Origin of the sequence: Isoptericola sp. NPDC056618 (genome assembly GCF_042792715.1) — a bacterium.
In the GTDB taxonomy this organism is placed as follows: Bacteria; Actinomycetota; Actinomycetes; order Actinomycetales; family Cellulomonadaceae; genus Isoptericola; species Isoptericola nanjingensis.
In genome coordinates this window covers 21,452-44,291 of record NZ_JBHTVZ010000006.1, presented here as the reverse complement: position 1 = coordinate 44,291, position 22,840 = coordinate 21,452, and the positions used below count along the sequence as shown (strand labels likewise).

The window sequence follows — 22,840 nt, the reverse complement described above, 5'->3', positions numbered from 1 at the left end:
GGGTCTCGACAGCTCAACCCACGAGCGCGCGGACCTCCTCCGGCGAGGTGCCGGAGTCGCGCAGGAACTGCGCGCAGCGCTCCGCCTCGTCGGCCTCGCCGATCTGCGCGGCCGCCGCGGACAGCGCGGCGAGCGCGCGCAGGAACCCCTGGTTGGGCTCGTGGTCGACGGGGATCGGGCCCTGGCCGCGCCAGCCCGCGCGACGCAGGGCGTCGAGGCCGCGGTGGTAGCCGGTGCGCGCGTACGCGTACGCCGTCACGGACCGGGCCGCGGTGGGCTCGTCGCCCGCGGCGTCCAGCGTGGCCTCGGCGAGCACGGCCCAGGCGAGCGACGACGAGGGGTGGTCGGCGGCCAGCCGTGCCGGGTCCTCCCCGGCGTCCAGGCCGTCGCGCACCTGGGGGTGATCGTCGGGCAGGCGGGTCGGGGGCGGTCCGGCGAGCAGGTCGTCCACAGGGGAGTTCATGGCGCCCATTCTGGCCCGACCCCCGCCCGCTCCACAGATCGACGCCTCGGGCGCCGCGCAGGGCCGGTCGCGGGTACGCTCGCTCCATGATCGAGATCGCGACGTCTTCGACGACGACGACGCTCGTGATCGCCGGTGACCTCGACCTCGCGGAACGTGACCAGTTCCCGGAGATCGCCACCCGGGTGGTCGGGCTGCGGCGCCAGCTGCTGGTGATCGACATGTGCCGCGTCACGTTCATGGACTCGACCGGGGCCGCCTTCCTCATCTCCCTCGCGGACGCCGGGCGCAAGCGCGGCGGCGCCACGGTGCTGCGGGGCGCGGACGAGCGCGACCTGTTCGTGCTGGAGGTGTGCGGGGCCCTCGACCTGTTCCGCATCGACCGCGACCACCGCTGCGAGTCGGCGCCCGCGCCGTCCACCCCCGCGACGCACCACCCGGCGGGCTGAGCGCGCCGGACCGACGGGCAGGTCACGGGCGGGTAAACTCGGGCCCGGCCCGGACCAGGAGGCCCGCCTCCTCAGGTGACGTGGGTGAACACGCCGGGCCTCGTCGACGCGAGGAGATTTCATGCCAGCCGTGGTGCTCGTCGGTGCCCAGTGGGGCGATGAGGGCAAGGGGAAGGCCACGGACCTGCTCGGGTCCCGGGTCGACTACGTCGTGAAGTTCAACGGCGGCAACAACGCGGGTCACACCGTCGTCATCGGCGACGAGAAGTACGCCCTGCACCTGCTGCCCTCCGGCATCCTGTCGCCCGGCGTCGTCCCCGTCATCGGCAACGGCGTGGTGGTCGACATCGACGTGCTGTTCGAGGAGCTGGACGACCTCATCGCGCGGGGTGTGGACGTCTCCCGCCTGCTGGTCTCGAGCCAGGCGCACGTCATCGCCGGCTACCACCGCACGCTCGACAAGGTCACCGAGCGCTTCCTGGGCAAGCGCCGCATCGGCACCACGGGCCGGGGCATCGGGCCGGCGTACGCCGACAAGATCAACCGCGTCGGCATCCGCATCGCCGACCTGTTCGACCCCAAGATCCTGCGGGAGAAGGTCGAGGGCTCCCTCGACCAGAAGAACCACCTGCTGGTGAAGGTCTACAACCGCCGCGCCGTCGACATCGACGAGACCGTCGACGAGCTGCTGGCGCACGCCGAGCGGCTGCAGCCGATGGTCGCGAACACGCCGCTGGTGCTCAACCAGGCGCTCGACGCCGGCAAGAACGTGCTGTTCGAGGCCGGTCAGGCCACCATGCTCGACATCGACCACGGCACGTACCCGTTCGTCACGTCGTCGAGCGCGACCGCCGGCGGCGCGGTGACCGGCTCGGGCATCGGGCCCACCCGCGTGGACTCCGTCATCGGCGTCATCAAGGCGTACACCACCCGCGTCGGCGAGGGCCCGTTCCCTACCGAGCTGTTCGACGACATGGGCGAGTACCTGCTCAAGACCGGCGGCGAGTACGGCGTCACGACCGGCCGCGCGCGCCGCTGCGGCTGGTACGACTCCGTCATCGCGCGCTACGCGTCGCGCATCAACGGCCTCACCGACCTCGTGGTGACGAAGCTGGACGTGCTCACGGGCCTGGAGAAGGTGCCGGTCTGCGTCGCCTACGACGTGGACGGCACCCGCTACGACGAGATGCCCGACGACCAGTCCGCGTTCCACCACGCGAAGCCGATCTACGAGGAGATGCCGGGCTGGTGGGAGGACATCTCGCACGCCCGCACCATCGAGGACCTGCCGGCCAACGCGCAGGCGTACCTCGCCCGGCTCGAGGAGCTGTCCGGCTGCCGCATCTCCGCGGTGGGCGTCGGCCCGCGGCGTGACGAGATCATCCCGGTGCACGACCTGATCCACGCCCGCTGACATGGGCGGCGCCGGGCTGGTTCCCGTCGACGTCGTCGACGCGCTCGCCCCCACGGGCGTGCTGCGCGCGGTGGTCAACCTCGGCAACCCGGTGCTGGCGCAGGGCACGCGCCGGCACCCGTCCGGGGTGACCGTCGACCTCGCCCGCGAGCTGGCCCGGCGCCTCGGCGTCGAGGGCGTGCTGGAGTGCGTCGACGCGGCGCGGCACTCGTTCGCGGCGGTCGCCGACGGCCGGGCCGACATCGGCTTCCTCGCCGTGGAGCCGGAGCGCGCCGAGCAGGTCGCGTTCACCGCGCCGTACGTGCTGATCGAGGGCGTGTTCGCCGTGCCGGAGGGCTCGCCCGTCCGCGCGGCCGAGGACGTCGACCGACCGGGCGTGCGCGTCGGGGTGAAGCAGGGCTCGGCGTACGACCTGTACCTCACGCGCACGCTCCGGTACGCGGAGGTGGTGCGCGGCGCCGACGGCACCGCCGCCTTCGAGGAGCACGGCCTGGAGGTGGCGGCCGGCATCCGGCAGCCGCTGACCCGGTACGTCGCCGAGCACCCGGGGCTGCGCGTGGTCGAGCCGCGGTTCACCGAGATCCGGCAGGCCGTCGCCACCGGCCGCGACCGCGACCCTGCCGCGGTCGCGTGGCTGCGCGACGCCGTCGCCGAGCTGACCGCCGGCGGCTTCGTCGCGGAGGCGCTCGCCCGGTCGGGGCAGGACGCCACCGTGCCCGGGGGAACAACGGCCTGACCTGGTCGGTTGTCCCGGCATGACGACATCGGGAACGGCCGAGACGGATGACCAGCGCGCCCTGCTCGCCCTGGTGGCGGACGGGAACAAGGGGGTCCTCACGACCCTGCGGCGCGCGGGCCGCCCCCAGCTGTCCAACGTGCTCTACGCGTGGGACGAGGAGACGCGGACGGCGCGCGTGTCCGTGACCGCGGACCGCGCCAAGACCCGTAACGCCGCGCGCGACCCGCGCGTCTCGCTGCACGTGAGCGCCCCGGACTTCTGGAGCTACGCCGTCCTCGACGGCACGGCGGAGCTGAGCGACGTGGCGACCGACGCCCACGACGCCGCCGCCGACGAGCTCGTCGAGACGTTCCGCGTGGCTGCCCGGCAGGAGCACCCCGACTGGGAGGAGTTCCGGCAGGCGATGGTGGCAGACCGTCGCCAGGTGCTGCGACTGCGCGTCGATCGCGTCTACGGGATGGCCCGCCTGCCGCAGCCCTGAGCGGCCCGGCGCGGCTCGCGGGCACGGCGTCCGCGGACGCCACGGCACCCCCGACGCGAGGGTCGTTAGCATGGTCGCCCGTGAAGATCCTTGTCGTCGGGACCGGCGCCCGCGAGCACGCCATCGTCCACGCCCTCGCGTCGGAGGAGCCCGCGCACGAGCTGCACGCCGCGCCGGGCAACCCCGGCATGGCCGCGCAGGCCGCGCTGCACCCGGTGGACGCGAACGACGGCCGAGCGGTCGCCGCCCTCGCCCGGACGCTCGGCGTCGACCTGGTCGTCGTCGGGCCCGAGGCTCCCCTCGTCGCCGGGGTGGCCGACGCGGTCCGCGAGGCCGGGATCCCCGTCTTCGGGCCGTCGGCCGAGGCGGCCCGGCTCGAGGGGTCGAAGGCGTTCGCGAAGGACGTCATGGCCGCCGCGAACGTGCCGACCGCGATGGCGCACGTGTGCACCACCGTCGAGCAGGTCGCCGACGCGCTCGACGCCTTCGGCGCCCCCTACGTCGTCAAGGACGACGGGCTCGCCGCCGGCAAGGGCGTCGTCGTGACGTCCGACCGCGACGCCGCCCTCGCGCACGCCCGCGAGGCGCTCGACGCGCGCGGCGACGACGGCCGCGTCGTGATCGAGGAGTACCTCGACGGCCCCGAGGTCTCGCTGTTCTGCCTGTGCGACGGCGCCACCGTCGTGCCGATGGTGCCCGCGCAGGACTTCAAGCGGGTGGGCGACGACGACGCCGGCCCCAACACGGGCGGCATGGGCGCGTACACGCCGCTCGACTGGGCGCCGTCCGGCCTCGTGGCCGAGGTGGTGGACCGGATCGCGCAGCCCACCGTGGACGAGATGGCCCGCCGGGGCACCCCGTTCTCCGGCGTCCTCTACGTGGGGCTGGCGCTGACCTCGCGCGGCACCCGCGTGGTGGAGTTCAACGCCCGCTTCGGCGACCCGGAGATCCAGGCCGTGCTCGCGCGGCTGCGCACCCCGCTGTCGGGCGTGCTGCTGGCCGCCGCCACCGGCCGCCTCGACGGCGTCGAGCCGCTGCGCTGGTCGGACGACGCCGTGGTGAACGTCGTCGTCGCCTCCCAGGGCTACCCCGAGTCGCCGCGCAAGGGCGACCCGATCTCCGGCATCGCCGACGCCGAGGCGCTGGACGACGTGCACGTGCTGCACGCCGGCACCGCCGTCGTCGACGGCGCGCTGGTGTCCGCCGGGGGGCGCGTGCTGTCCGTCGTCGGCCGGGGCGCGGACCTCGCGGCCGCGCGGGCGGCGTCCTACGCCGGGGTCGAGAAGATCGCGCTGGACGGCTCCCACCACCGCAGCGACATCGCGCTGAAGGCCGAGCGGGGCGAGGTCGCCGTCCCCTGACGCTGGTCTGTTCGGCAGGAGGTGGATCTCTTCGGCCCCGACCCGTGCCGAAGAGATCCGCGCCCTGCCGAACAGATCGGACGGGTGTGGTGGGTCGGCCGGTCAGCCGACGAGCAGCTCGTCCCGCACGTCGCGCGCCTCGCGAGCGCTGAGGCCGAGGCCCTGGTGGAGGTACCGGTCGAACGAGCGGTACTCGTCGTGCACCTCGTCGAACCCGGCGGCCAGGTACTCCGGCCGCACGTCGAGCAGCGGCCGGTAGATCGCGGCCTGCTCGGCGGGCATCGACGCGAGCGCGGCGGCGTTCGCCTCGGCGCGGTAGTCGTTGCTCAGCAGGTAGTCGTCCTCGACGACGTCGCGCGGCACGCCCGCCGTGGTGAGCAGGGCGGCCGCCGCCCAGCCCGTGCGGTCCTTGCCCGCGGTGCAGTGGAACAGCACCGCGCCGTCGTCCGCGACCGCGTCGAACAACGTCGCGTACGCGGCCCGGCCCGTGTCGCTGGAGACCATGGAGCGCTCCCCGTCGACCATCATCTGCGCGGCGGCGGCGGGTGACGACAGGTCCGGGATCGTCGCGGTGCCGCCGCCGAGCACGTCAGCCACCTCGTACCGGGCGCCGTCGGGCACGCGGTCGGGTGCAGTGGCGCGCTCCGACCCCGTGCGCAGGTCGACGACGGTGCGCACGTCGAGCCCCTCGAGGGCGTCGAGGTCCGCCTCGCTCAGCCGGTCGAGGGCGTCGGACCGGTAGGCCTCGCCCATGGCGACCCAGTCGCCGTCGGTGGTGCGGTAGCCGCCCAGGTCGCGGAGGTTCACCGTGCCGTCGAGCCGCACCAGGCGGTCGGCGATCGTCAGGCCCGCGCCGCGGTCGGGGACGAGCCGGAACCAGCGGCGGTCGGCGTCGGACAGGTCGGTGACCGTCACCGTCCCGGAGGACCCGCCGCGCGCCACGACGTGGCGGGTGTCGATGCGGTCCCGGTCGGTGCCCGTGTAGAGGCGCACGTCGCCGGCTCCGCGCGGCGCCGACCAGGTGACGGTGAACGAGCCGTCGTCGTGGGCCGTCACCGTCGCCGCGGTGAAGGGGGTGCGCCCCATGGCGGCGCCGTGCTGGGGGGCGGACGGGTGCCCGGCCGCCGCGTGGGGCGGGCGCGGGGCCGCGACGGACGCGGCGGCGGGAGCGGCGACGAGGGCCGCGACGAGCAGGGCGGCGGTGTGCCGGGTGCGGAGTCTCATGGGCTGCACGGTGGACGCCGCCGGCGAACGGGCGGTGAACGGACGGGGCTGTCCGGTAGGGGGCCCGATGAACTCCGCGCGGCGGGACCGCGGACGCGTGCGGCCCGGCCCGACGCCGGATGCGAGACTGAGCGTCGTGACCGAGACGCACGATGTCGACCAGCCCGGTGCCGACCAGAACGACGCCTTCGCCGGGGGACCGCTCGACCTGCCGGGGTGGCGTCACGTCTACTCCGGCAAGGTCCGCGACCTGTACGAGCCGGACCTGCCGGCCCTGGGCGGCGTGCACCCGCTGGGCGACGTCGTCCTCGTGGTCGCCTCCGACCGCCTCTCGGCGCACGACCACGTGCTCACCCCCGGCATCCCGGACAAGGGCGTGGTGCTCACGCAGCTCAGCCTGTGGTGGTTCGAGCAGCTCGCGGACGTCGTGGACAACCACGTCGTGTCCACCGAGGCGAGCGCCGAGCCGGGCGACGGCCTCGTGCCCGACGTCGTCGCCGGCCGCGCGATGATCTGCCGCCGGCTCGAGATGTTCCCCGTCGAGTGCGTCGCGCGCGGCTACCTCACCGGCTCCGGCCTGGCCGAGTACCGCGCGTCCGGCGAGGTCACGGGCATCCCGCTGCCGGGAGGCCTGGTCGACGGCTCGCGCCTGCCGGAGCCGATCTTCACCCCCGCCACCAAGGCCGAGGTGGGGGAGCACGACGAGAACGTGCCGTTCGAGGAGGTGGCGCGCCGGATCGGCGACGACGCCGCCACGCGCCTGCGGGACCTCACGCTCGCCGTCTACGCCCGCGCCGAGGAGATCGCGCGCGAGCGCGGCGTGATCCTTGCGGACACCAAGCTGGAGTTCGGCCTCGACCCGGCCACCGGGGAGACCGTGCTCGGCGACGAGGTGCTCACGCCCGACTCGTCGCGGTTCTGGCCCGCCGACGAGTGGGAGCCGGGCCGCTCCCAGCCGAGCTTCGACAAGCAGATCGTGCGCGACTGGCTGACGTCCCCCGCCTCCGGCTGGGACCGCGCGTCGGACGTGCCGCCGCCCGTGCTGCCGCCCGAGGTCGTCGAGCGCACCCGCGACCGCTACCTCGAGGCGTACGAGCGGCTGACGGGGGCGCCCCTGCGCTGAGGCGCCCCCGCGGGTCCGCTCGACCCGGTCCGCTCGACCGTCAGAGGCCGGAGCCCTGGACGCTGGCCTCCAGCGGCGAGCCGTCCGGGTTCTGCGCCCAGCACATGAGGCGCCGGTCGCCGAACGTCCACGACGCCTCGGTGGGGTAGAGGTACATCATGTCGAGGGCGGACGCGTCGTAACCCGTGCCGACGTAGTCGGCGAACTCCTCGAAGCAGAAGTCCTCGGTGGTGGCGACGACGGAGTCCTCGCCCGGGTACTCGGCGTCCGTCAGCTCGTCGACGCCCACCAGCTCCGCCCCGTGCGGCGTCGTGCAGTCGACCGCGACGACGCCGGTGAGGTCGGTGGCGTCGTCCGGCAGCTCGAAGCAGTCGCCCAGGTTCAGGTTCGCCCCGGTGCGGTCGGCGTACGACTCCTCGAAGCCCTGGCTGAACCCCTCCTGGAACTCGTCGTTCGTCGCCGCCAGGACGACCAGCCCGACGACCAGGAGCCAGCCGAGGATCCCGAGGGCGCCGAGCACGACGCCGGCGATCGCCAGGCCACGGCCGCTCTGTCCCGTACGCCGGGCGCGCCGCATCCCCGCGATGCCGAGGCCCAGTGCGACGGGGCTGATGCCGAGGATGCCGGTGATCAGCGCGGCGATCGAGAGCCCGTCCGTCCCCGGCGCGGGCTGCCCGTACGGGGACGGCGCGCCGTACGGCGCGGGCTGCGCGTACGGGGTCGGCCGGCCGCCGTACGGGCCCTGCTGGTCGTACGGCGATCCCGGGGCGGGCGAGCCGGGCTGGGCGTACGGCGCCGGCGGCTCGGTCGGGGCGTGGCCCGGCGGTGGCGTCGCGCCGGCGTCGGGCGTGGCGTACGGGTCGGGCGTGCCGCCGGAGGGCGGAGGGGTGGGTGCGGACATGCTTCCTCGGGGTCGGTGCGATGGTGGATGACGCGGCATCGACGGCGCCGTCGTCCGGCTGCGCCCCGCGGCGTCAGAAGGCTAGCGCGCGGGCGGTAGACTCGTCGCGGAATCCCGCCGTCGTGCTCCCGCCCCCACGCGCGCGCCTCCGCGGCGCCGCCCGTGCCGGGATCCCGGAGCGGCGGCCGCTGGACCACCCGGCCAGCTACCGGTCACGATCCAAGGAGCACCCGTGGGACGCGTCGTCGTCGAGGTCATGCCCAAGCCCGAGATCCTGGACCCCCAGGGCAAGGCCGTCGTGGGGGCGCTGCCCCGACTCGGCTTCACCCAGTTCAGCGGGGTGCGCCAGGGCAAGCGGTTCGAGCTCGAGGTGGACGGCGACGTCACGCCCGAGGTGCTCGCCGCCGCCCAGCAGGCCGCCGAGACGCTGCTGTCCAACCCCGTCATCGAGGACGTCGTGCGCGTGGCGGACGCCGCGACGGACGCCGCCGGGACGATCACGTCCGAGGGCGTGGCCTGATGTCGGCCGGCACCCTCGCCTCCGCGCGGATCGGCGTCATCACCTTCCCCGGCACGCTCGACGACCGGGACGCCTCCCGCGCGGTGCGGCTCGCGGGCGGGGAGCCCGTGTCGCTGTGGCACGCCGACGGCGACCTCCAGGGCGTCGACGCCGTCGTCCTGCCCGGCGGGTTCTCGTACGGCGACTACCTGCGCGCCGGCGCCATCTCGCGCTTCGCCCCCGCCATGGACGCACTGGTGGACGCTGCGAAGGGCGGCATGCCGGTGCTCGGCATCTGCAACGGCTTCCAGGTGCTGACCGAGGCGCACCTGCTGCCCGGCTCGATGGTCAAGAACGACCACCTGCACTTCGTGTGCCGCGAGCAGGTGCTGTCGGTCGAGAACACGTCGACGGCCTGGACCAACCAGTACCGGCCCGGTCAGCACATCACCATCCCGCTGAAGAACCAGGACGGCCAGTTCGTGGCCGACGACCGTACCCTCGACGAGCTCGAGGGCGAGGGCCGCGTCGTGTTCCGCTACCAGGGCTGGAACCCGAACGGCTCGCGTCGTGACATCGCCGGCATCGCCAACGCGCGCGGCAACGTGGTCGGGCTCATGCCGCACCCGGAGCACGCCGTCGAGGCCGGGTTCGGCCCGGACGGCGAGGCCGGCCCGCGCTCCGGCACGGACGGGCTCGGCTTCTTCACGTCGGTGCTGGCCTCGCTCGTCTCGGCATGACCGCCACCACCGTCCTCCCGTCGACCGTCGGGCCCGAGGGTCTGACGGTCGACGCCGTGGCGTGGGACGACCCCGCCGCCGCGGGGCTGCGCGCCGCGCAGGAGGCCGAGATGGCCGTGCGGTACGGCGGGGAGGACGAGGCGCCGGCGATCGACCCGCGGTCGATCGTCGTCACGCTCGTCGCCCGGCTGGACGGCCGCCCCGTCGGCACCGCCGCGGTGCGCGACGTCTCCGGCACGGACGACCGGCGCGGCCGCGGCACGGCGCACCCGGCCGCGACCGGCGAGGTCAAGCGCCTGTACGTGGACGGCGACGCCCGCGGGCGCGGCGTCGCGCGGCGGCTGATGGCCGAGCTGGAGCGCGCCGCCCGTCAGGTCGGCTTCCGCCGCTTCGTGCTCGAGACCGGTACCGCGCAGCCCGAGGCGATCGCGCTGTACGAGGCCATCGGCTACGAGCCGATCGAGTCGTTCGGCGACCACGCCGGGTTCGAGCAGCAGCGCTGCTACGGCAAGCGGCTCTGACTCAGCCTGCGTTCGCGGACCACGCCGGCAGCTGCTGCAGCGTCCAGGAGTTGCCGTCCGGGTCGGCGAACGTGACGAACCGGCCCCACGGCTGGTCGTCCACCCCCTGTGCCTCGATCCCGGCGCCGCGCAGGTGCGCCAGCGCCTCGTCCGCGTCGGGTACCACCACCTGGATCGCGTCCAGCTGGCCCGGCTGCAGCGTGCCGCCCAGCCCGGTGCCGAACGCGATGGAGCACGCCGAGCCGGGCGGCGTCATCTGCACGAACCGCAGGTCGTCGTTCACGACCTGGTCGTGGTCGGGGTGGAAGCCGACACGCTCGTAGAACTCCTTCGCCCGGTCCACGTCGCGCACGGGCACGTGGATCAGCTCGATCTTCCAGTCCATGGTCTGCTCCTCGGGTGGGTCCTGCCCTGGGTGGGTCATGCCTGGTCGAGCAGCGGCCGCACCTCGCGGCCGAGCAGCTCGACGAACCCGGCGAGGTCGGGCTCGTCGGCCGTGGGTTGCACGGCGACGGCGGAGGCGCCGGCGGCGGCCAGCCGGAGCACGGCGTCGGCGATGGTGCGGGCGTCGCCGGCAGCGCCGATGCCGCGCCCGGGCGCCGCGCCCCACAGCGGCAGCTCGGCGTCGAGCCGCTGCTGTGCGCCGTCGCCCGTCGCGGCGATCAGCGTCGCGTACACGCCCGGCGCGGGCCGGCCCGCGGCCTGCGCGGCGGCGCCGGCCGTGTCCGCGGCCGTGCGCACGTCGTCGGGGGTGAGGGCGTTGGCGAGGACGACGCCGTCGCCCAGCTCGCCCGCCAGGGCGAGGGAGCGGGGCCCGACGCCACCGAGCACCAGCGGGACCTCCGGCGCGGGCCAGTCGAGACGGACCCTGTCGAGGGTCACGTAGCGCCCCGACGTCGTCACCTCCTCGCCCGCGAGCAGGGCACGGAGCGCCTCGGCGTGCTCGCGCAGCAGGGTGAGGGGCGACTTGACCCGCACCCCGGACTGCTCCATCCACTCCTGGACGCCGTGGCCGACGGCCGGCACGAACCGGCCGGGGAACATGCGCGCGACGGTGGCGACCTCCATCGCCGTGACCGCCGTGCTGCGCAGCGGGGCCGGCATGAGGCCGATCCCGACCCGGACCCGCTCGGTCCAGGCGAGCGCTGCCGCGGCCGACGCGACGCCGCTCTGCTTGAAGCAGTCCTCCCACACCCAGAGGTCGTCGAGGCCGGCCGACTCGGCGGCGGTGGCGAGGGACCGCAGCGACTCGGGCGCCATCGTCGGGACGAAGGCGACGCCGAGGCGGACGGCGGGGCGGGCTTCGGGGGCAGGCGTGACCGTCATCACGCCATCGTGCCGCGGGACACCGACACCCGCTCGCGTCGGGTCAGGCCGGCTCGTCGGCCAGGTACGCGAGCTGCGCGACGACGGACTGCCGCGCCGCGCGCCGCACCGAGGGGTCGACGTCGGCGTAGACGTGCGCGACGACGGCGTCGGCCGCCGAGGGGTCGTCGGGAGCGTGGCGGAGCGCGGCCAGGGCCTCGCGGACCTGCGCCAGGCGCTCCAGGCGGTGGGCCCGGTAGGCGCGGACCGCGACGCCGAGGTCGTCGATCGCCGGGCCGTGCCCGGGCAGGCCGACCCGGCCGTCGGCCACGCGTCCCAGCAGGTCGAGGCTGGCGAGGTAGTCGCGCAGCGACCCGTCCGGCTCGGCGATGACGGTGGTGCCCTGCCCGAGCACCGTGTCGCCCGTGAGCACCACGGCCTCGCTCGGCCCGGACCGGCCCGGTGCCGTCGCGACGAACGACACCGAGTCGGCCGTGTGCCCCGGCGTCGCGAGGGCGTCGACCCGGAGCCCGGCGGCGTCGATCGCCTCGCCGCCGCGCAGCGGTTCGCCGCCGTGGCAGTGCTCCGGGTCCGCGGCGCGGACCGGGGCGCCGGTCAGCGCGCGCAAGCGCACCGAGCCGGCCGTGTGGTCGGCGTGCCGGTGCGTGACCAGCACCAGCTCCACCGGGCCCGACCCAGCCAGGGTGGCGAGGTGCCGCTCGTCGTCGGGGCCCGGGTCCACGACCACGCACGACGACGAGCCCGGCCCGCGCAGCACGTACGAGCGCGTGCCGTCCAGCGTCATCGGGCCGGGGTTGTCCGCGCGGACGACGGTGACATGGGGCATGCGGGCTCGCTCTCGTGGTCGGTCGACCCGGGAGCTCGTCCCCGGGTCGGCACACATGATCGCCGATTCGGGAACGGGCTGCCGCTCTGGGTGGGGCGGCGGTTCGGCGCAGGGTCAGGCGGCGAGCGCCTCGGCGAGCAGCTCTAGCGTGCGGACGCGGCCGGGCGTGGCGTCCAGCGGCTCGGGCCCGTAGGAGCCGGCCACCGGCACGACCATGACCTCGTCCACGCCGTGCCGGGTGGCGAGGTCGCGGAGCTGGGCGGCGGCCTGGTGGGGCTCGCCGACGACCCAGCGTGCGCGCATGTCGGCGATGATCTGCTCCGCCATCGGGTCCAGCGGGTCGGCGGCGGCCTGCTCGACCGTCTCCGCGCGGCCCATCGGCTTGCCGGTGCGCAGCCGGGCCATCGACCGCAGCTGCGGCAGGGCGCGCTCGTGCGCCTCGACGGCGGTGGGCGCGACGACGACGTTCGCCGTGAGGAACGTCTGCGGCTCCGGGTGGGCGGGGCTGGGGCGGTAGCCGTCGCGGTAGAGCGCGAGCACCTGGTCGACGCCCGCGCCCGAGAAGTGGTTCGCGAACACGTACGGCAGGCCGAGCTCCGCGGCGAGGCGGGCGGAGTAGTCGCTGGAGCCGAGCAGCCACACGGTCGGCGTGCCGTCGGCGGCGGGGGTGGCGTGCACGTCGTAGAGGTTTCCGTCGCCGAGGCGCAGGGCGGCGCCGTCAGGGCTCATGAGGGAGAGGATGTCGCGCACGTGCTGCGGGAACCGCTCGACGTCGGACGTCGGGCCGGACTGGCGCAGCAGCGCGGTGACCACCGGGTCGGAGCCGGGCGCGCGGCCGAGGCCGAGGTCCACCCGTCCGGGCGCCAGCGCCTCGAGCGCGGCGAACTGCTCGGCCACGACGAGCGGCGCGTGGTTCGGCAGCATGACGCCGCCCGAGCCGACGCGGATGCGCTCGGTGACGGCGGCGGCCGCCGCGATCATGACCGGCGGCGTCGAGGCCGCCACGGCGGGCATGTTGTGGTGCTCGGCGAACCAGTACCGCTCGAAGCCCAGCTCGTCCGCCCGGCGCACCAGCGCGAGCGAGGCGGCCAGCGCCTGCGGGCTGGACTGGCCGGTGCGGACCGGGACGAGGTCCAGCACGGACAGTCGGGGCGAGGTGGGCGCGGGTGCGGGGGCGTCGGCGTTCATCGCCTGGGACAACCCTCGGCGACGTCGTCCCTATTCCTCGCCACCGTCGTGGGAGGTGGCGTCGCCCGCGGAGGCGAGCGTGTCGGCGAGCCGGCGCCCGGGCCGCCAGTGGACGGCGCGCCACCCCGCCGCCCGGGCGGTCTCGACGTTTGCGAGGCGGTCGTCGACCAGGCAGTGCGCCGACGGTTCCAGCCCGGTGCGGGACTCGACGACGCGGTAGAACTCGGTGTCTCCCTTGCGGTGGCCGACGTCGGCCGCATAGTGGATCGCGGTGAAACGATCGCGGAGCGCCAGGTCGTGCCAGAGGTAGTGGGCCCGGTGGTGCTCCTGCACGGTGGCGAGCTGAAGGTCGGTCCCGCGTGATCGCAGCGCCGCGAGGTCGTCGAGGAGCTCGACGTCGAGCGTGGCGTCGTGCGCGAACCAGTAGTCGACGAGCTCCCGCGAGGTCACCGGCCCGAGCTCGGGCAGCACCAGGTCCAGCCGCTCGACGAGGTCCGCGCGGCCCGCGAGGACGTCGTCGAAGTGCACATGGAAGAACAGGTCCTGAAGATCTCCCGGGTCGATCCCCAGGTCGGCGTGCAGGTCCGCGTCCCACCGGCGTCCGTCCGGCCGGCGCACGAGGACGCCGTCGACGTCGATCATCAGGACCCGCACGGTCGTCACGTCGCGCCCCCGGGCAGGGGCTCGCGCAGGCCGCTCGCGCGGCGGACGGGGTGCGCGACCGCCGCGCGCACCGCGTCGGCGGTGCCGACGACGCGCACGAACTCCTGCGCTCGGGTGACCGCCGTGTACAGCAGCTCGCGGGTGAGCAGCGGCGACGTGGGCGGCGGCAGCACCAGGGAGACGCGGCGGAACTGGCTACCCTGCGCGCGGTGCACCGTCATGGCGTGCACGGTCTCGACGGGCGGCAGGCGGTGGGTGCGCACGCGCAGCGGGGCGCGCGGGTCGCCGAAGGCCGCGACCACCGCCCCGTCGGCCGGGTCGCCCTCGGCGACGAGCACGCCGGTGTCGCCGTTGTAGAGGCCGACGTCGGCGTCGTTGGTCGTGACGAGCAGGGGCCGGCCCACGACCCACGGCGAGCCGGGGACCGACGGCGGCAGGGTGCCGTCCGCCGTCGCGTCCTCGACCCAGGCCTCGACCTGCGCCGCCCAGCGGGCCACGCCCACCGGCCCGCGCCGGTGCGCCACCATGACCCGGTGCGCGTTGAGCGCCTCGAGGGCGCGCGCCGCGTCGCCGTCCCGCGCCGCGGCCACGAGCCGTCGGCCGGCGTCGACCGCGTCCTCGTGCAGCCCCTGCACGGCGGCCTCGTCGAGGCGTTCGGTGTCCGCCTCGACGAGCTCGACGCCGCCCGTCCCGGCGCGCAGGACGTCGAGCACCGCGTCGGCGTCACCGTCCCGGATGGCGGCAGCCAGGGGCAGGATCGCGGAGTCCTCGTCCTGGCGGTGCACGGTGACGAGCCGGACGACGCCGTTGGCGAGGGTCTCGTCCTCGACGGGCTCCACCACGGCCCGGGTGGTGGTGACGTGCTCGGCCAGGTTCTCGACGACCGCCGGCCGCGCGACGAGGTCGCCCAGCACGGCCCCCGCCTCGACCGACGCGAGCTGGTCCGGGTCGCCGACGAGGACGAGCCGCGCGTCCGGGCGCAGCGCCTCCAGCAGCCGCGCCATGAGGGACAGCGGCACCATCGACGTCTCGTCGACGACGACGACGTCGTGCGGCAGGTGGTGCCCGGCGTGGTGCCGGAACCGGGTGGCGCTGCGGTAGCCGAGCAGGCGGTGGACGGTCGTGGCCTCGGGCCGGCCGGTGCGCTCGCGGTCCTCAGGCGGCAGGGCGCCGACGACGTCGCGGACCGCCTCCTGCAGCCGGGCGGCCGCCTTGCCCGTCGGAGCGGCGAGCGCGACCCGCAGGGCGGGCTCGCCGGCGACGTCCTGCAGCACGGCCAGCAGTCGCGCGACCGTCGTCGTCTTGCCCGTGCCCGGCCCGCCGGTGAGCACCGTGAGCCTGCGGCCGGCGGCGTGCGCGGCCGCGAGCCGCTGCCGCACGTCGCCCGCCTCCGGGAACAGCCGCGCGAGCGCCGCCTCCAGCCGCCCGGCGCCCGCGGGCACCAGGGGAGGCGCCTGGAGCCGGGCGTCGACCAGTCGCCGCACCGTGAGCTCGTCCCGCCAGTACCGGTCGAGGTACAGCCGGCCGCCCACCCAGCGCGCGGGCCGGTCCTCGGGACCGCCCGCGCCGACGGCGACCAGGGGGCTGGCCTCGATGGCTCGGACCCACGCCGCGTGCTCGGGCCACGGGGGAGGAGCGGCCGCGCCGGGGCCGTCGGCGGCGTCGCCCCGGTCGGCGTCCTCGGGCAGCGCGAGGGCGGCGAGCTCGTCCGGGTCGTCGAGCCGCACGCAGACGGACCCCCCGCGCAGCGCCCGGACGGCGAGCGCGACGGCGAGCAGCACCGTCGCGTCGTCCTCGCCCGTCAGCCGACCGAGCCGCGTCGCGACGTGCACGTCCGTCGCGGCCACGAGGCCGGACGCGTTGAACTCCCGCAGCAGCAACGGCGCCGCGGCGGCGAAGCGGACGTCGCCGGAGGTCTCGACCGGACCGCCCGGGAGCGTGGTGGTGTCGGTCATGCGTCGCCTCCGTCGAGCAGCGCGGACAGCGCCGGCACCAGCCCGCGCGGCGGCACCCACGACACGACGCCGTACGGGGCGCCGTCGGGCCCGGTGGGGGTGCCCGGCCCGCACATGCCGCGCACGAACAGGTACAGCCCGCCGCCGAGGTGGACGTCCGGGTCGTAGCCCGGCAGCCGCCACGCCAGGTAGCGGTGCAGCGCCACGAGGTAGAGCACGAGCTGCAGCGGGTAGTGGGCGTGCAGCATCGCGTCGACGGTGGCCTCGGGCCGGTAGTCGTGCGCCGTGAGCGGGGCGTCGAACGCGCCGAGGCGGTTCGTCTTGTAGTCGACCACGAGGAAGCGGGGTTCGCCGTCCTCCCCGGGCGCCCGCAGCACCGCGTCGATCGACCCCGTGAGGTAGCCGCGCAGGGGGCGGGCGGTGGGGTCGGCGGCCGCGAGCTCGGCCAGTGCGGCGGGGTAGGCGGAGAACGCGTCGTCGTCGTCGAGGTAGCGGCCCAGCAGTGCGGCGATCCCGGCCAGGGTGGCGCCCTCGGGCCCGGGCCCGCCGGTGTCCGTGTCGCCCTCGCCGCCGGCGAGCGGGAGCTCGAACTCCAGCTCGGCGAGACGGTCGCGAGGGACGACGTCCGCGAGCGTGCGACCGCCCGCGAGCGGCCCGAGCGGGGTGCGCGCGACGACGCCGAGCGCGGCGGCGAGCTCGGCCGGGTCGGTACCCGGCACCCGCGTCGTCGCCGCGGCGGCGCACCGGGCGAGCAGCTCGGCGTCGAGGTCGGGGGCCGCGGTGTCCGCGTACTCCAGCACCTCGTGCACGAGGGTGCCGAACCCCGTCCCGGCCGGCAGCCCCGACATCGGTGACGGCAGGTCGGCGCCGGGCGCGTCGCCGATCTCGGCGGCGTCCGTTCCGCCCGGCCGGACCGCGGTCGGTGCGGCCTCGGCCGGCTCGTCCTGGAGGCCACCGCCCTCCGGCTCGGACTCGACACCGCCCGGGGCGGGCTCGGCCGCGCCGGGCGCGGGCGAGAGGCCGCCCGGGCGACCGGCGTGCGCCCCGGCGGTGAGCGCGGAGTACGACGCGCGCCGCCACGTCGGGTCCGGCACCCGGTCGAGGTGCGCGACATCCAGTGCGGGCTCGTCCTGGGCGGGCGGACGCCAGCGCTCGGCGGTCGGCGTGCCCGGCACCTCCTCGACGGCGATCGTGCCGCCGGAACCCTGGGCGAGCGTCCCGAGCGACGCACGGACGGCGTCGTCGCGCATGGCCTGCTGGGGCGCGTGCGGCGCGGGCTCGCCGCCGAGCGTGCGGTCCCCCAGGACGACGCGGGTCAGGCCCGCCTTCGCGGTGTTCGCCTTCGACGGCGCCCAGTGCGCGACCACCTGGTGCCGGGCACGGGTCAGCGCCACGTACAGCAGGCGCAGGTCCTCGCCGCCCTCCTCCCGGCGGTGGCGTTCCAGGGCGGCGTCGTACCCGAACGAGCCGGGGCCGCCCACGTGCAGGATGCGGCGCCCGTCGCCGGCGTGGAACCGCAGGACGTCGGGCTGGCGCGGCTCGAACCGGTCCCAGGCGAACGGCACGTACACGACGCCGAACTCCAGTCCCTTGCTGGCGTGCACCGTGACCACCTGCACCGCCGCGGCGTCCGTCTCCAGCCGCCGGCTGCGCTCCTCGTCGTAGTCCTGCGCGGCCTCGCGGATGCGCCGCCGCAGCCACGCCGTGAGCGCCGAGGCACCCAGGCCCTCCGTGACCGCCGCGGCGTGCAGCACCTCGCCCACGTGCCGCAGGTCGGTGAGGTGGCGCTCGCCGGTGCTGGTGCGCATCAGCCGTTCCGCCAGGCCGTCGCGGGTTACCGCCTCCTGGAGCGCGGCGACGCCGCGCGACCACAGCAGCCGGGACCAGCGCCGCACCGTGTCGGCGAGCGCGTCGTGCGCGGCGTCGTCCGCCGTGGCGAGCCGCTCCGCGTCCCAGCCGACGAACGGCGTCAGCGCCAGCGCCGCCGCGCGCCCGTGGGCGCCCGGCTGCTCCAGGGCGGCGAGCAGGGTGAGCCAGTCGCGGGCCGACGGCGTCGCGAACACGCTCGACAGCCCCGAGACGACGGCGGGCACCCCGCGCTTGGTGAGCTCCGAGCGGACCGCCTCGGCCTGCGCGTTCGTGCGGGTCAGCACCGCGACGTCGCGCGGCTCGAGCGGGCGCCACGCGCCCTCCGCGGCCCCGGCGTCCCCGTCCACCAGCCGGTCGCGGCCCAGGCGTGCGGCGATGTCGGCCGCGACGTCCGCGGCGACGAGCTGGCGCGGCGGACCGACCGGCGGCGTCTCGCCCGGCGACATTGCGAGCGCGGCACGCGTCACCTGTCGCAGCCGCAGCGGTGCGCCGCCGTCGAAGCGCGACCCGCGGTGCGCGGCGTCCACCGGCCGCACGACGATCCGCTCGTCGCCCAACGCCGCCCCGCCCAGCAGGGTGTCGAGGGCACGCAGGAGCGGCTCGTCGCTGCGCCAGCTGGTCCCCAGCGTGGCGACGGCGGTCGCGTCCTGCTGCGCGTCGAGGTAGGCGACCACGTCGGCGCCGCGGAAGGCGTAGATCGCCTGCTTGGGATCGCCGATGAGCACCAGGGTGCGGTGCCCGTGGAACGCGGTGCGCAGGATCTCCCACTGCACGGGGTCGGTGTCCTGGAACTCGTCCACCATCACCACGCGGAACCGGGAGCGCACGCGCTCGGCCGCGACGGGGCCGTGCACAGGGCCGGCGAGCGCGTCGCGCAGCATGACCAGGAGGTCGTCGTAGTCCAGGAGGTGCTGCGTCCGCTTGCGCCGCAGGGTCTCGTCGCGGGTCTCCTGGGCCACCGCCCGCCGCAGCGCGCCCGGGGTGGAGGGGGCACCCCCGCCCGGCTCGGCGGGCTCGACGACGGCCTGGTGGTCGCTCACGGCGGCGCGGCCCAGGTCGGCGGCCATCGACGGGGTCAGCGCGGGGTGCGCCTCGTCGGAGAAGCGGCGGACGTACAGGTCGTCGGACACCTCGCGCACGAGGTCGGCGACGTCGGCGACGAACGTCGCCGCGGGGTCGACGTCGGCCGCGATGCCGAGCGACGTGAGCATCTGCTGGCAGAAGCCGTGCGTCGTCGTGATGGTCGCGGCGTCGAGCTGCGACAGCGCGGCCGTGAGGCGGGCGCGGCGGCGGTCCAGCTCGGCGGCGCCGACGTCGGCGAGCAGCGCCACGACGGGGTCGTCGCTGGACGCCGGGTCCGGGCCGCGCAGCGCCCGCTCGGCGCTCACCAGCCGCTCGCGGACGCGGTCGCGCAGCTCGGACGTCGCGGCCCGGCCGAACGTCACGAGCATGAGCTCGCGCAGCTCGGCGCGGCCCTCGGCGACGAACCGCGTCGCGAGCGCCGCGATCGTGAACGTCTTGCCCGTGCCGGCGCTCGCCTCGAGCACCGTGGTGCCTTCCGGCAGCGGCCCGCACACGTCGAAGACCGGGCGCTCGGGGACTCCCGCCAGACCCCCGGTCGCGTCGGTGCCGAAGCCCGTCCCCGCCGTCATGAGGTGCCCTTCTGCTCGTGCGCCAGCAACGGGTCCCACACCCGCCGGGCGAGCGCGCCCAGACGCGAGGGCTCGTCGGGGAACCGGCGCCGGTCGTCCTCGTCCGGCACGCCGGCGATCGCGTCGAACGACGCCCCGTCCCCCCACACCATCAGGTGGTAGGCGTCGGACTTCTCGAAGCCGCCGTTCCAGGTGAAGCGGGCCTCGCTGGTCGCCTGTCCGGGATCGCCCGTGCCGCCGCCGCGGGAGACGGCGTACGCGTGCGACGCGTCCGGCGGCAGGGGGAGCGGCGCACGGGTGGCCTCGGCGCGCAGGGCGACGAGGTCGTCGAGCAGCCGGGCGGCGTCGTCCGGGTCGGGCGACTGGATCAGGCTCCACGCCGCCTTCGCGCCTCGGCCCGGTGCGCGCCCGACCGTCCCCGCGTGCCACTGCTGTCCCTCGGGCAGGCCGCCGTCGCCGCCGGACGCCGCGAGGGCGAGGGTCTGCACCCAGGCGCGCAGGCGGTGCTTCGGCCCGAGCTTCGAGTACTCCGCGCGCACGACGCGGCCGCCGTGCACGCCGGGGACGGTGCCGGTGACGAGGACGCCGGAGGGGAGCGTGGCGGACACGTCGACGGCGCGCGCCGCCTGGTCGGCCCGGACCTGCCGCGCCATCGTCTCCACCGGCTGCACCCGCTCGACGACGTCGCGCAGCGCGGTGCGGCCCAGCTCGCGCGGCGGGGCCTGGCCGCGTCGCCACTCCGCCTGGAACGCCCGGCCGGGGTCGGTGCCCCCGAGCACGGCGGTGAGGATGCGGTCGCCCGCGCCCCACGCCGCGAGCGGCGCCATCGTCAGGGGCAGGCGGTCGTCGACCTCGTCCTCGTCCTGCGCCACGCGCACGTCGAGCGTCGTCCGCAGGAACCATCGGACCGGGTGCTCGAGCATCGCGACGAGGTCGTCGAGGTCCACCTCCGCAGGGGCCGGCGCCTCGAGGGCGAGCGGCTGGGGCACGAGCAGCCCCGGCTCGACGCGCGCCCCGCGCCCGGCCTCCGCGCCCCGGAACGCCGCCGTGTCGAAGCTGAACGGGCCAGGGGCGCCGAGCGCGCCGGCCTCGAAGTTGCGCTCGCCCACCACCTGCAGCGGGTGCCGCACCACGACCTGCCGCCGCACCGACCCGCCGTCCGACGCCTCGCCGACCCGGTCGAGCGCGTCCAGCAGCTCGGCGACGGGCACGGCGGGCGGCCGGGCGGCGCCGGTGCGCTCGTCGGCGCCGGAGTGCAGCACCACCAGGTGCTCGCGCGCGGCGGTGAGCGCGTCGAGGAAGATCTGCCGGTCCTCGCTGCGCCGGTCGCGCTCGCCCAGCAGCGGGTCGCGCGCGAGGAGGTCGTCGCCGTCCGGCGTCGCGGACCGGGGGAACGCGCCGTCCTCCATGCCCAGCAGGCACACCACGCGGTGCGGGACGGCGCGCATCGGCTCGAGCGAGCACACGGTGAGCGCGCCGGTGCGGAAGCCCGCGCGCGTGGGGCGGCCGGCCAGCCGGTCGGCGAGCAGGGCGCGCACGTCCTCCAGCCGCAGCCCGTCGCCGGCGGTGGCCCGGCCCGCGCCCGCGGCCCGCACGTCGCCGAGCACCCGGTGCGCCTGCAGCGACTGCCACGCGTCGTCCGGCGCCGGGTCCGCGAGCAGCGTGACGGCCCGGTCCAGCGTGTCGAGCCAGTGCTCCAGCGGGTGGGTGCCGTCGAGGTCGGCGAGCAGCCCGGTCAGCCGCGAGACCAGCTCGGCGAACCGGCCGGCGACGTCCACGTCCGTCGAACCGACGTCGTCGAGCGGCAGCGCCGGGCCCACGAACCGCGAGTCCTCCTCGGCCATCGCGACGCCCAGCAGCACCCGGTCCAGGGCCGCGTCCCAGGTGCCCTGCCGCACCCGCGGGTCGATGCCGAAGCGGTCCCGCCGGGACCCGTCCTCGCCCCAGCGCACGCCCACCTCGACGGCCCAGTCGCGCCAGCGGTCGAGGTCGTCGTCGGAGAGGCGGAAGCGGCGGCGCACGGGCTCGGTCGTGGCGAGGTCGAGCACCTCCGAGGCCGTGACGCGCCCGTCGGCCAGTCGCAGCAGGCTCGCCAGCACGCCGAGCACGGGGTTGATCACGCCGGGCCCCCGGTCGGCGAGGCTGACCCGCAGCCGCTGGCCGGGGTGCACCTGGGCGACACCGTCGGGCGCGGCGCCGAACGTGGCCGTCACGAGCGGGGCGAACGACTCGACGTCGGGACACATGACGATGACGTCGCGCGCCTCCAGCGTGGGGTCGGCGGCGAACAGCCCGGTGAGCACCTCGCGCAGCACCTCGACCTGGCGCGCGCGGCCGTGGCAGGCGTGCACCTGCACGCTGTGGTCGTCGGGCGCGACGGGCACGGGTGCGGCGTCGGGGTCGTCGGCGCGCAGCGTCGTCTGCAGCGCGCCGAGCAGCGTGCCCGGGGGTGGCGGCGCCGGGTGGGAGGCGGCATGCACCTCGGGGGCTCCGTCGCCGGCGGGGTCAAGGGCACCGGAGAGCCGGAGCTGCAGCTCGACCGAGTCGCGCGCGGTCGAGGCCAGCAGCGGGTGGCGCGCGGCCGGGGGCATGTCGTCACGACGCGCCCCGACGACGGCGCCCTCGCCGACCAGGCCCTCGACCGACTGCCACAGCGCGGGCGACGGGTGCGGCAACCACAGGTGGACGTCGCGGTGCAGCGCGAGCGCGGCGAGCACCTGCCGCTGGTCCTCCGGCAGCCGGGTGGGTCCGAAGACGGACAGCCGGGCGGGGAGGTCCACCGCGCCCGGGTCGGTGCGCAGCACGCCGACCGCCTCCGTCAGCACCTCCGCGGGCCCGGGGGCGTCCACCCGCTCGCGCACCCGCCGCCACAGCCGCGGCTGCCACGCGAGGTCGTCGGGGACGGGCGCGCCCGCGCCGTCGTCGTCACGACCGTCGAGCCAGTCGGCGAGCAGGGCCGGCCGCTGCTGCGCGTACGCGGCGAACAGCTCCGCCACGCGCTGCGCGAGCGCGACGCGGCGCGAGCGCCGCACGCCGTCGCCGTCCTCGCCGACGTAGCGCGCGAGCGGCGCCGCCCAGCCCTCGTCGAGGGACGCGTCGATCGTCTCCAGCACCGGCCACACGAGCCGGGCGCGGCGCCACGGGTCGTCGTCGGGCTCGACGCCGGTCACCGCCGTCACCGCGGACGCGACCAGCCGCGACGGCGAGGAGAAGTCCACGTTGGCGCAGACGCCCGCGCCCGAGCCCCCGGGGACCCCGAGCCGGTGCGACAGCCGTTGCGCCAGCCAACGCTCGATTCCGCGCGTGGGCACGGCGACGACGTCGGGCGTGAACGGGTCGTCCGGCGGCACGGCGAGCACGTCGGCGAGGGGAGCGACCAGCGCGTCGGAGCGCTCGGACCGGTGGACGTGCAGCACGTCGGCCAGGTTACGGGCCCGCGCCGACAC

The 22,840-nt window shown here is 76.2% G+C and carries 20 protein-coding genes; 9 read left to right on the top strand and 11 right to left on the bottom strand.

All coding sequences use genetic code 11. The annotated features are described in order from the left end of the window. Positions 1 to 13 precede the first annotated feature (13 nt). Positions 14 to 472, bottom strand: a complete 459-nt coding sequence (locus tag ACFQ8T_RS09990) for a DUF3151 domain-containing protein (protein WP_430546388.1) — start codon at positions 470 to 472, stop codon at positions 14 to 16. 77 nt (positions 473 to 549) lie between these two features. Here ACFQ8T_RS09990 and ACFQ8T_RS09985 point away from each other — a divergent pair, with 77 nt between their 5' ends. The 5 genes from ACFQ8T_RS09985 (at position 550) to purD (ending at position 4,907) form a co-directional block, all read left to right on the top strand. After that, the gene (locus ACFQ8T_RS09985; protein WP_429735554.1) at positions 550 to 912 is read left to right on the top strand and encodes an STAS domain-containing protein; all 363 of its coding nucleotides are present in this window, start codon (positions 550 to 552) and stop codon (positions 910 to 912) included. Positions 913 to 1,033: 121 nt separating this feature from the next. Next, a complete protein-coding gene (locus ACFQ8T_RS09980; RefSeq protein ID WP_430546387.1) occupies positions 1,034 to 2,326 on the top strand; it encodes an adenylosuccinate synthase in 1,293 nt (430 codons plus the stop codon). 1 nt (position 2,327) lies between these two features. Further along, a complete protein-coding gene (locus ACFQ8T_RS09975; RefSeq protein WP_430546386.1) occupies positions 2,328 to 3,062 on the top strand; it encodes a transporter substrate-binding domain-containing protein in 735 nt (244 codons plus the stop codon). A 19-nt stretch (positions 3,063 to 3,081) separates the two neighbouring features. Then, the gene (locus tag ACFQ8T_RS09970) at positions 3,082 to 3,546 is read left to right on the top strand and encodes a PPOX class F420-dependent oxidoreductase (protein ID WP_430546385.1); all 465 of its coding nucleotides are present in this window, start codon (positions 3,082 to 3,084) and stop codon (positions 3,544 to 3,546) included. A gap of 80 nt (positions 3,547 to 3,626) precedes the next feature. Beyond that, positions 3,627 to 4,907 carry a phosphoribosylamine--glycine ligase gene (purD, locus tag ACFQ8T_RS09965; RefSeq protein ID WP_430546384.1) on the top strand — a complete coding sequence of 427 codons (1,281 nt, stop codon included), beginning with the start codon at positions 3,627 to 3,629 and terminating at the stop codon, positions 4,905 to 4,907. 102 nt (positions 4,908 to 5,009) lie between these two features. Here purD and ACFQ8T_RS09960 read toward each other — a convergent pair whose 3' ends face one another. Further along, positions 5,010 to 6,131, bottom strand: coding sequence for a tyrosine-protein phosphatase (locus ACFQ8T_RS09960; protein ID WP_430546383.1), 1,122 nt, complete (start codon positions 6,129 to 6,131; stop codon positions 5,010 to 5,012). Positions 6,132 to 6,267: 136 nt separating this feature from the next. Here ACFQ8T_RS09960 and ACFQ8T_RS09955 point away from each other — a divergent pair, with 136 nt between their 5' ends. Continuing rightward, on the top strand, positions 6,268 to 7,254 hold the full coding sequence (locus ACFQ8T_RS09955) for a phosphoribosylaminoimidazolesuccinocarboxamide synthase (protein WP_430546382.1): 987 nt from the start codon (positions 6,268 to 6,270) through the stop codon (positions 7,252 to 7,254). Positions 7,255 to 7,294: 40 nt separating this feature from the next. Here the strand turns inward: ACFQ8T_RS09955 and ACFQ8T_RS09950 are convergent, their stop codons facing one another. After that, positions 7,295 to 8,155 carry a DUF4190 domain-containing protein gene (locus ACFQ8T_RS09950; RefSeq protein WP_430546381.1) on the bottom strand — a complete coding sequence of 287 codons (861 nt, stop codon included), beginning with the start codon at positions 8,153 to 8,155 and terminating at the stop codon, positions 7,295 to 7,297. 232 nt (positions 8,156 to 8,387) lie between these two features. On the opposite strand from ACFQ8T_RS09950, the gene purS reads away from it, so the two are divergent. Genes purS through ACFQ8T_RS09935 form a run of 3 tightly spaced genes read left to right on the top strand, consistent with a single transcriptional unit; the run spans position 8,388 to position 9,915 of the window. Then, positions 8,388 to 8,675 carry a phosphoribosylformylglycinamidine synthase subunit PurS gene (purS, locus tag ACFQ8T_RS09945; protein WP_429766102.1) on the top strand — a complete coding sequence of 96 codons (288 nt, stop codon included), beginning with the start codon at positions 8,388 to 8,390 and terminating at the stop codon, positions 8,673 to 8,675. Further along, positions 8,675 to 9,394, top strand: coding sequence for a phosphoribosylformylglycinamidine synthase subunit PurQ (gene purQ, locus ACFQ8T_RS09940; protein ID WP_430546380.1), 720 nt, complete (start codon positions 8,675 to 8,677; stop codon positions 9,392 to 9,394). Before purS ends, purQ begins: the two co-directional genes overlap by 1 nt. After that, the gene (locus tag ACFQ8T_RS09935) at positions 9,391 to 9,915 is read left to right on the top strand and encodes a GNAT family N-acetyltransferase (protein WP_430546379.1); all 525 of its coding nucleotides are present in this window, start codon (positions 9,391 to 9,393) and stop codon (positions 9,913 to 9,915) included. The genes purQ and ACFQ8T_RS09935 overlap by 4 nt, the downstream gene beginning before the upstream one ends. A 1-nt stretch (position 9,916) precedes the next feature. Here ACFQ8T_RS09935 and ACFQ8T_RS09930 read toward each other — a convergent pair whose 3' ends face one another. The 8 genes from ACFQ8T_RS09930 to recC form a co-directional block, all read right to left on the bottom strand. Beyond that, positions 9,917 to 10,300: a VOC family protein gene (locus tag ACFQ8T_RS09930; RefSeq protein ID WP_430546378.1), complete on the bottom strand. Its 384-nt coding sequence runs from the start codon at positions 10,298 to 10,300 to the stop codon at positions 9,917 to 9,919. A gap of 35 nt (positions 10,301 to 10,335) precedes the next feature. Next, on the bottom strand, positions 10,336 to 11,241 hold the full coding sequence (locus ACFQ8T_RS09925; RefSeq protein WP_430546377.1) for an LLM class flavin-dependent oxidoreductase: 906 nt from the start codon (positions 11,239 to 11,241) through the stop codon (positions 10,336 to 10,338). Between the two features lie 43 nt (positions 11,242 to 11,284). Continuing rightward, positions 11,285 to 12,067 carry an MBL fold metallo-hydrolase gene (locus ACFQ8T_RS09920; RefSeq protein ID WP_430546376.1) on the bottom strand — a complete coding sequence of 261 codons (783 nt, stop codon included), beginning with the start codon at positions 12,065 to 12,067 and terminating at the stop codon, positions 11,285 to 11,287. Between the two features lie 114 nt (positions 12,068 to 12,181). Further along, positions 12,182 to 13,255, bottom strand: a complete 1,074-nt coding sequence (locus ACFQ8T_RS09915; RefSeq protein ID WP_430546375.1) for an LLM class flavin-dependent oxidoreductase — start codon at positions 13,253 to 13,255, stop codon at positions 12,182 to 12,184. A 30-nt stretch (positions 13,256 to 13,285) separates the two neighbouring features. After that, positions 13,286 to 13,918: an HAD-IA family hydrolase gene (locus ACFQ8T_RS09910; RefSeq protein ID WP_430546374.1), complete on the bottom strand. Its 633-nt coding sequence runs from the start codon at positions 13,916 to 13,918 to the stop codon at positions 13,286 to 13,288. Next, positions 13,915 to 15,873: an exodeoxyribonuclease V subunit alpha gene (recD, locus tag ACFQ8T_RS09905; RefSeq protein ID WP_430546373.1), complete on the bottom strand. Its 1,959-nt coding sequence runs from the start codon at positions 15,871 to 15,873 to the stop codon at positions 13,915 to 13,917. The genes ACFQ8T_RS09910 and recD overlap by 4 nt, the downstream gene beginning before the upstream one ends. Next, a complete protein-coding gene (locus ACFQ8T_RS09900; protein WP_430546372.1) occupies positions 15,870 to 19,394 on the bottom strand; it encodes a UvrD-helicase domain-containing protein in 3,525 nt (1,174 codons plus the stop codon). The genes recD and ACFQ8T_RS09900 overlap by 4 nt, the downstream gene beginning before the upstream one ends. Next, the gene (gene recC / locus ACFQ8T_RS09895) at positions 19,391 to 22,810 is read right to left on the bottom strand and encodes an exodeoxyribonuclease V subunit gamma (RefSeq protein WP_430546371.1); all 3,420 of its coding nucleotides are present in this window, start codon (positions 22,808 to 22,810) and stop codon (positions 19,391 to 19,393) included. The genes ACFQ8T_RS09900 and recC overlap by 4 nt, the downstream gene beginning before the upstream one ends. Positions 22,811 to 22,840: the final 30 nt, after the last annotated feature.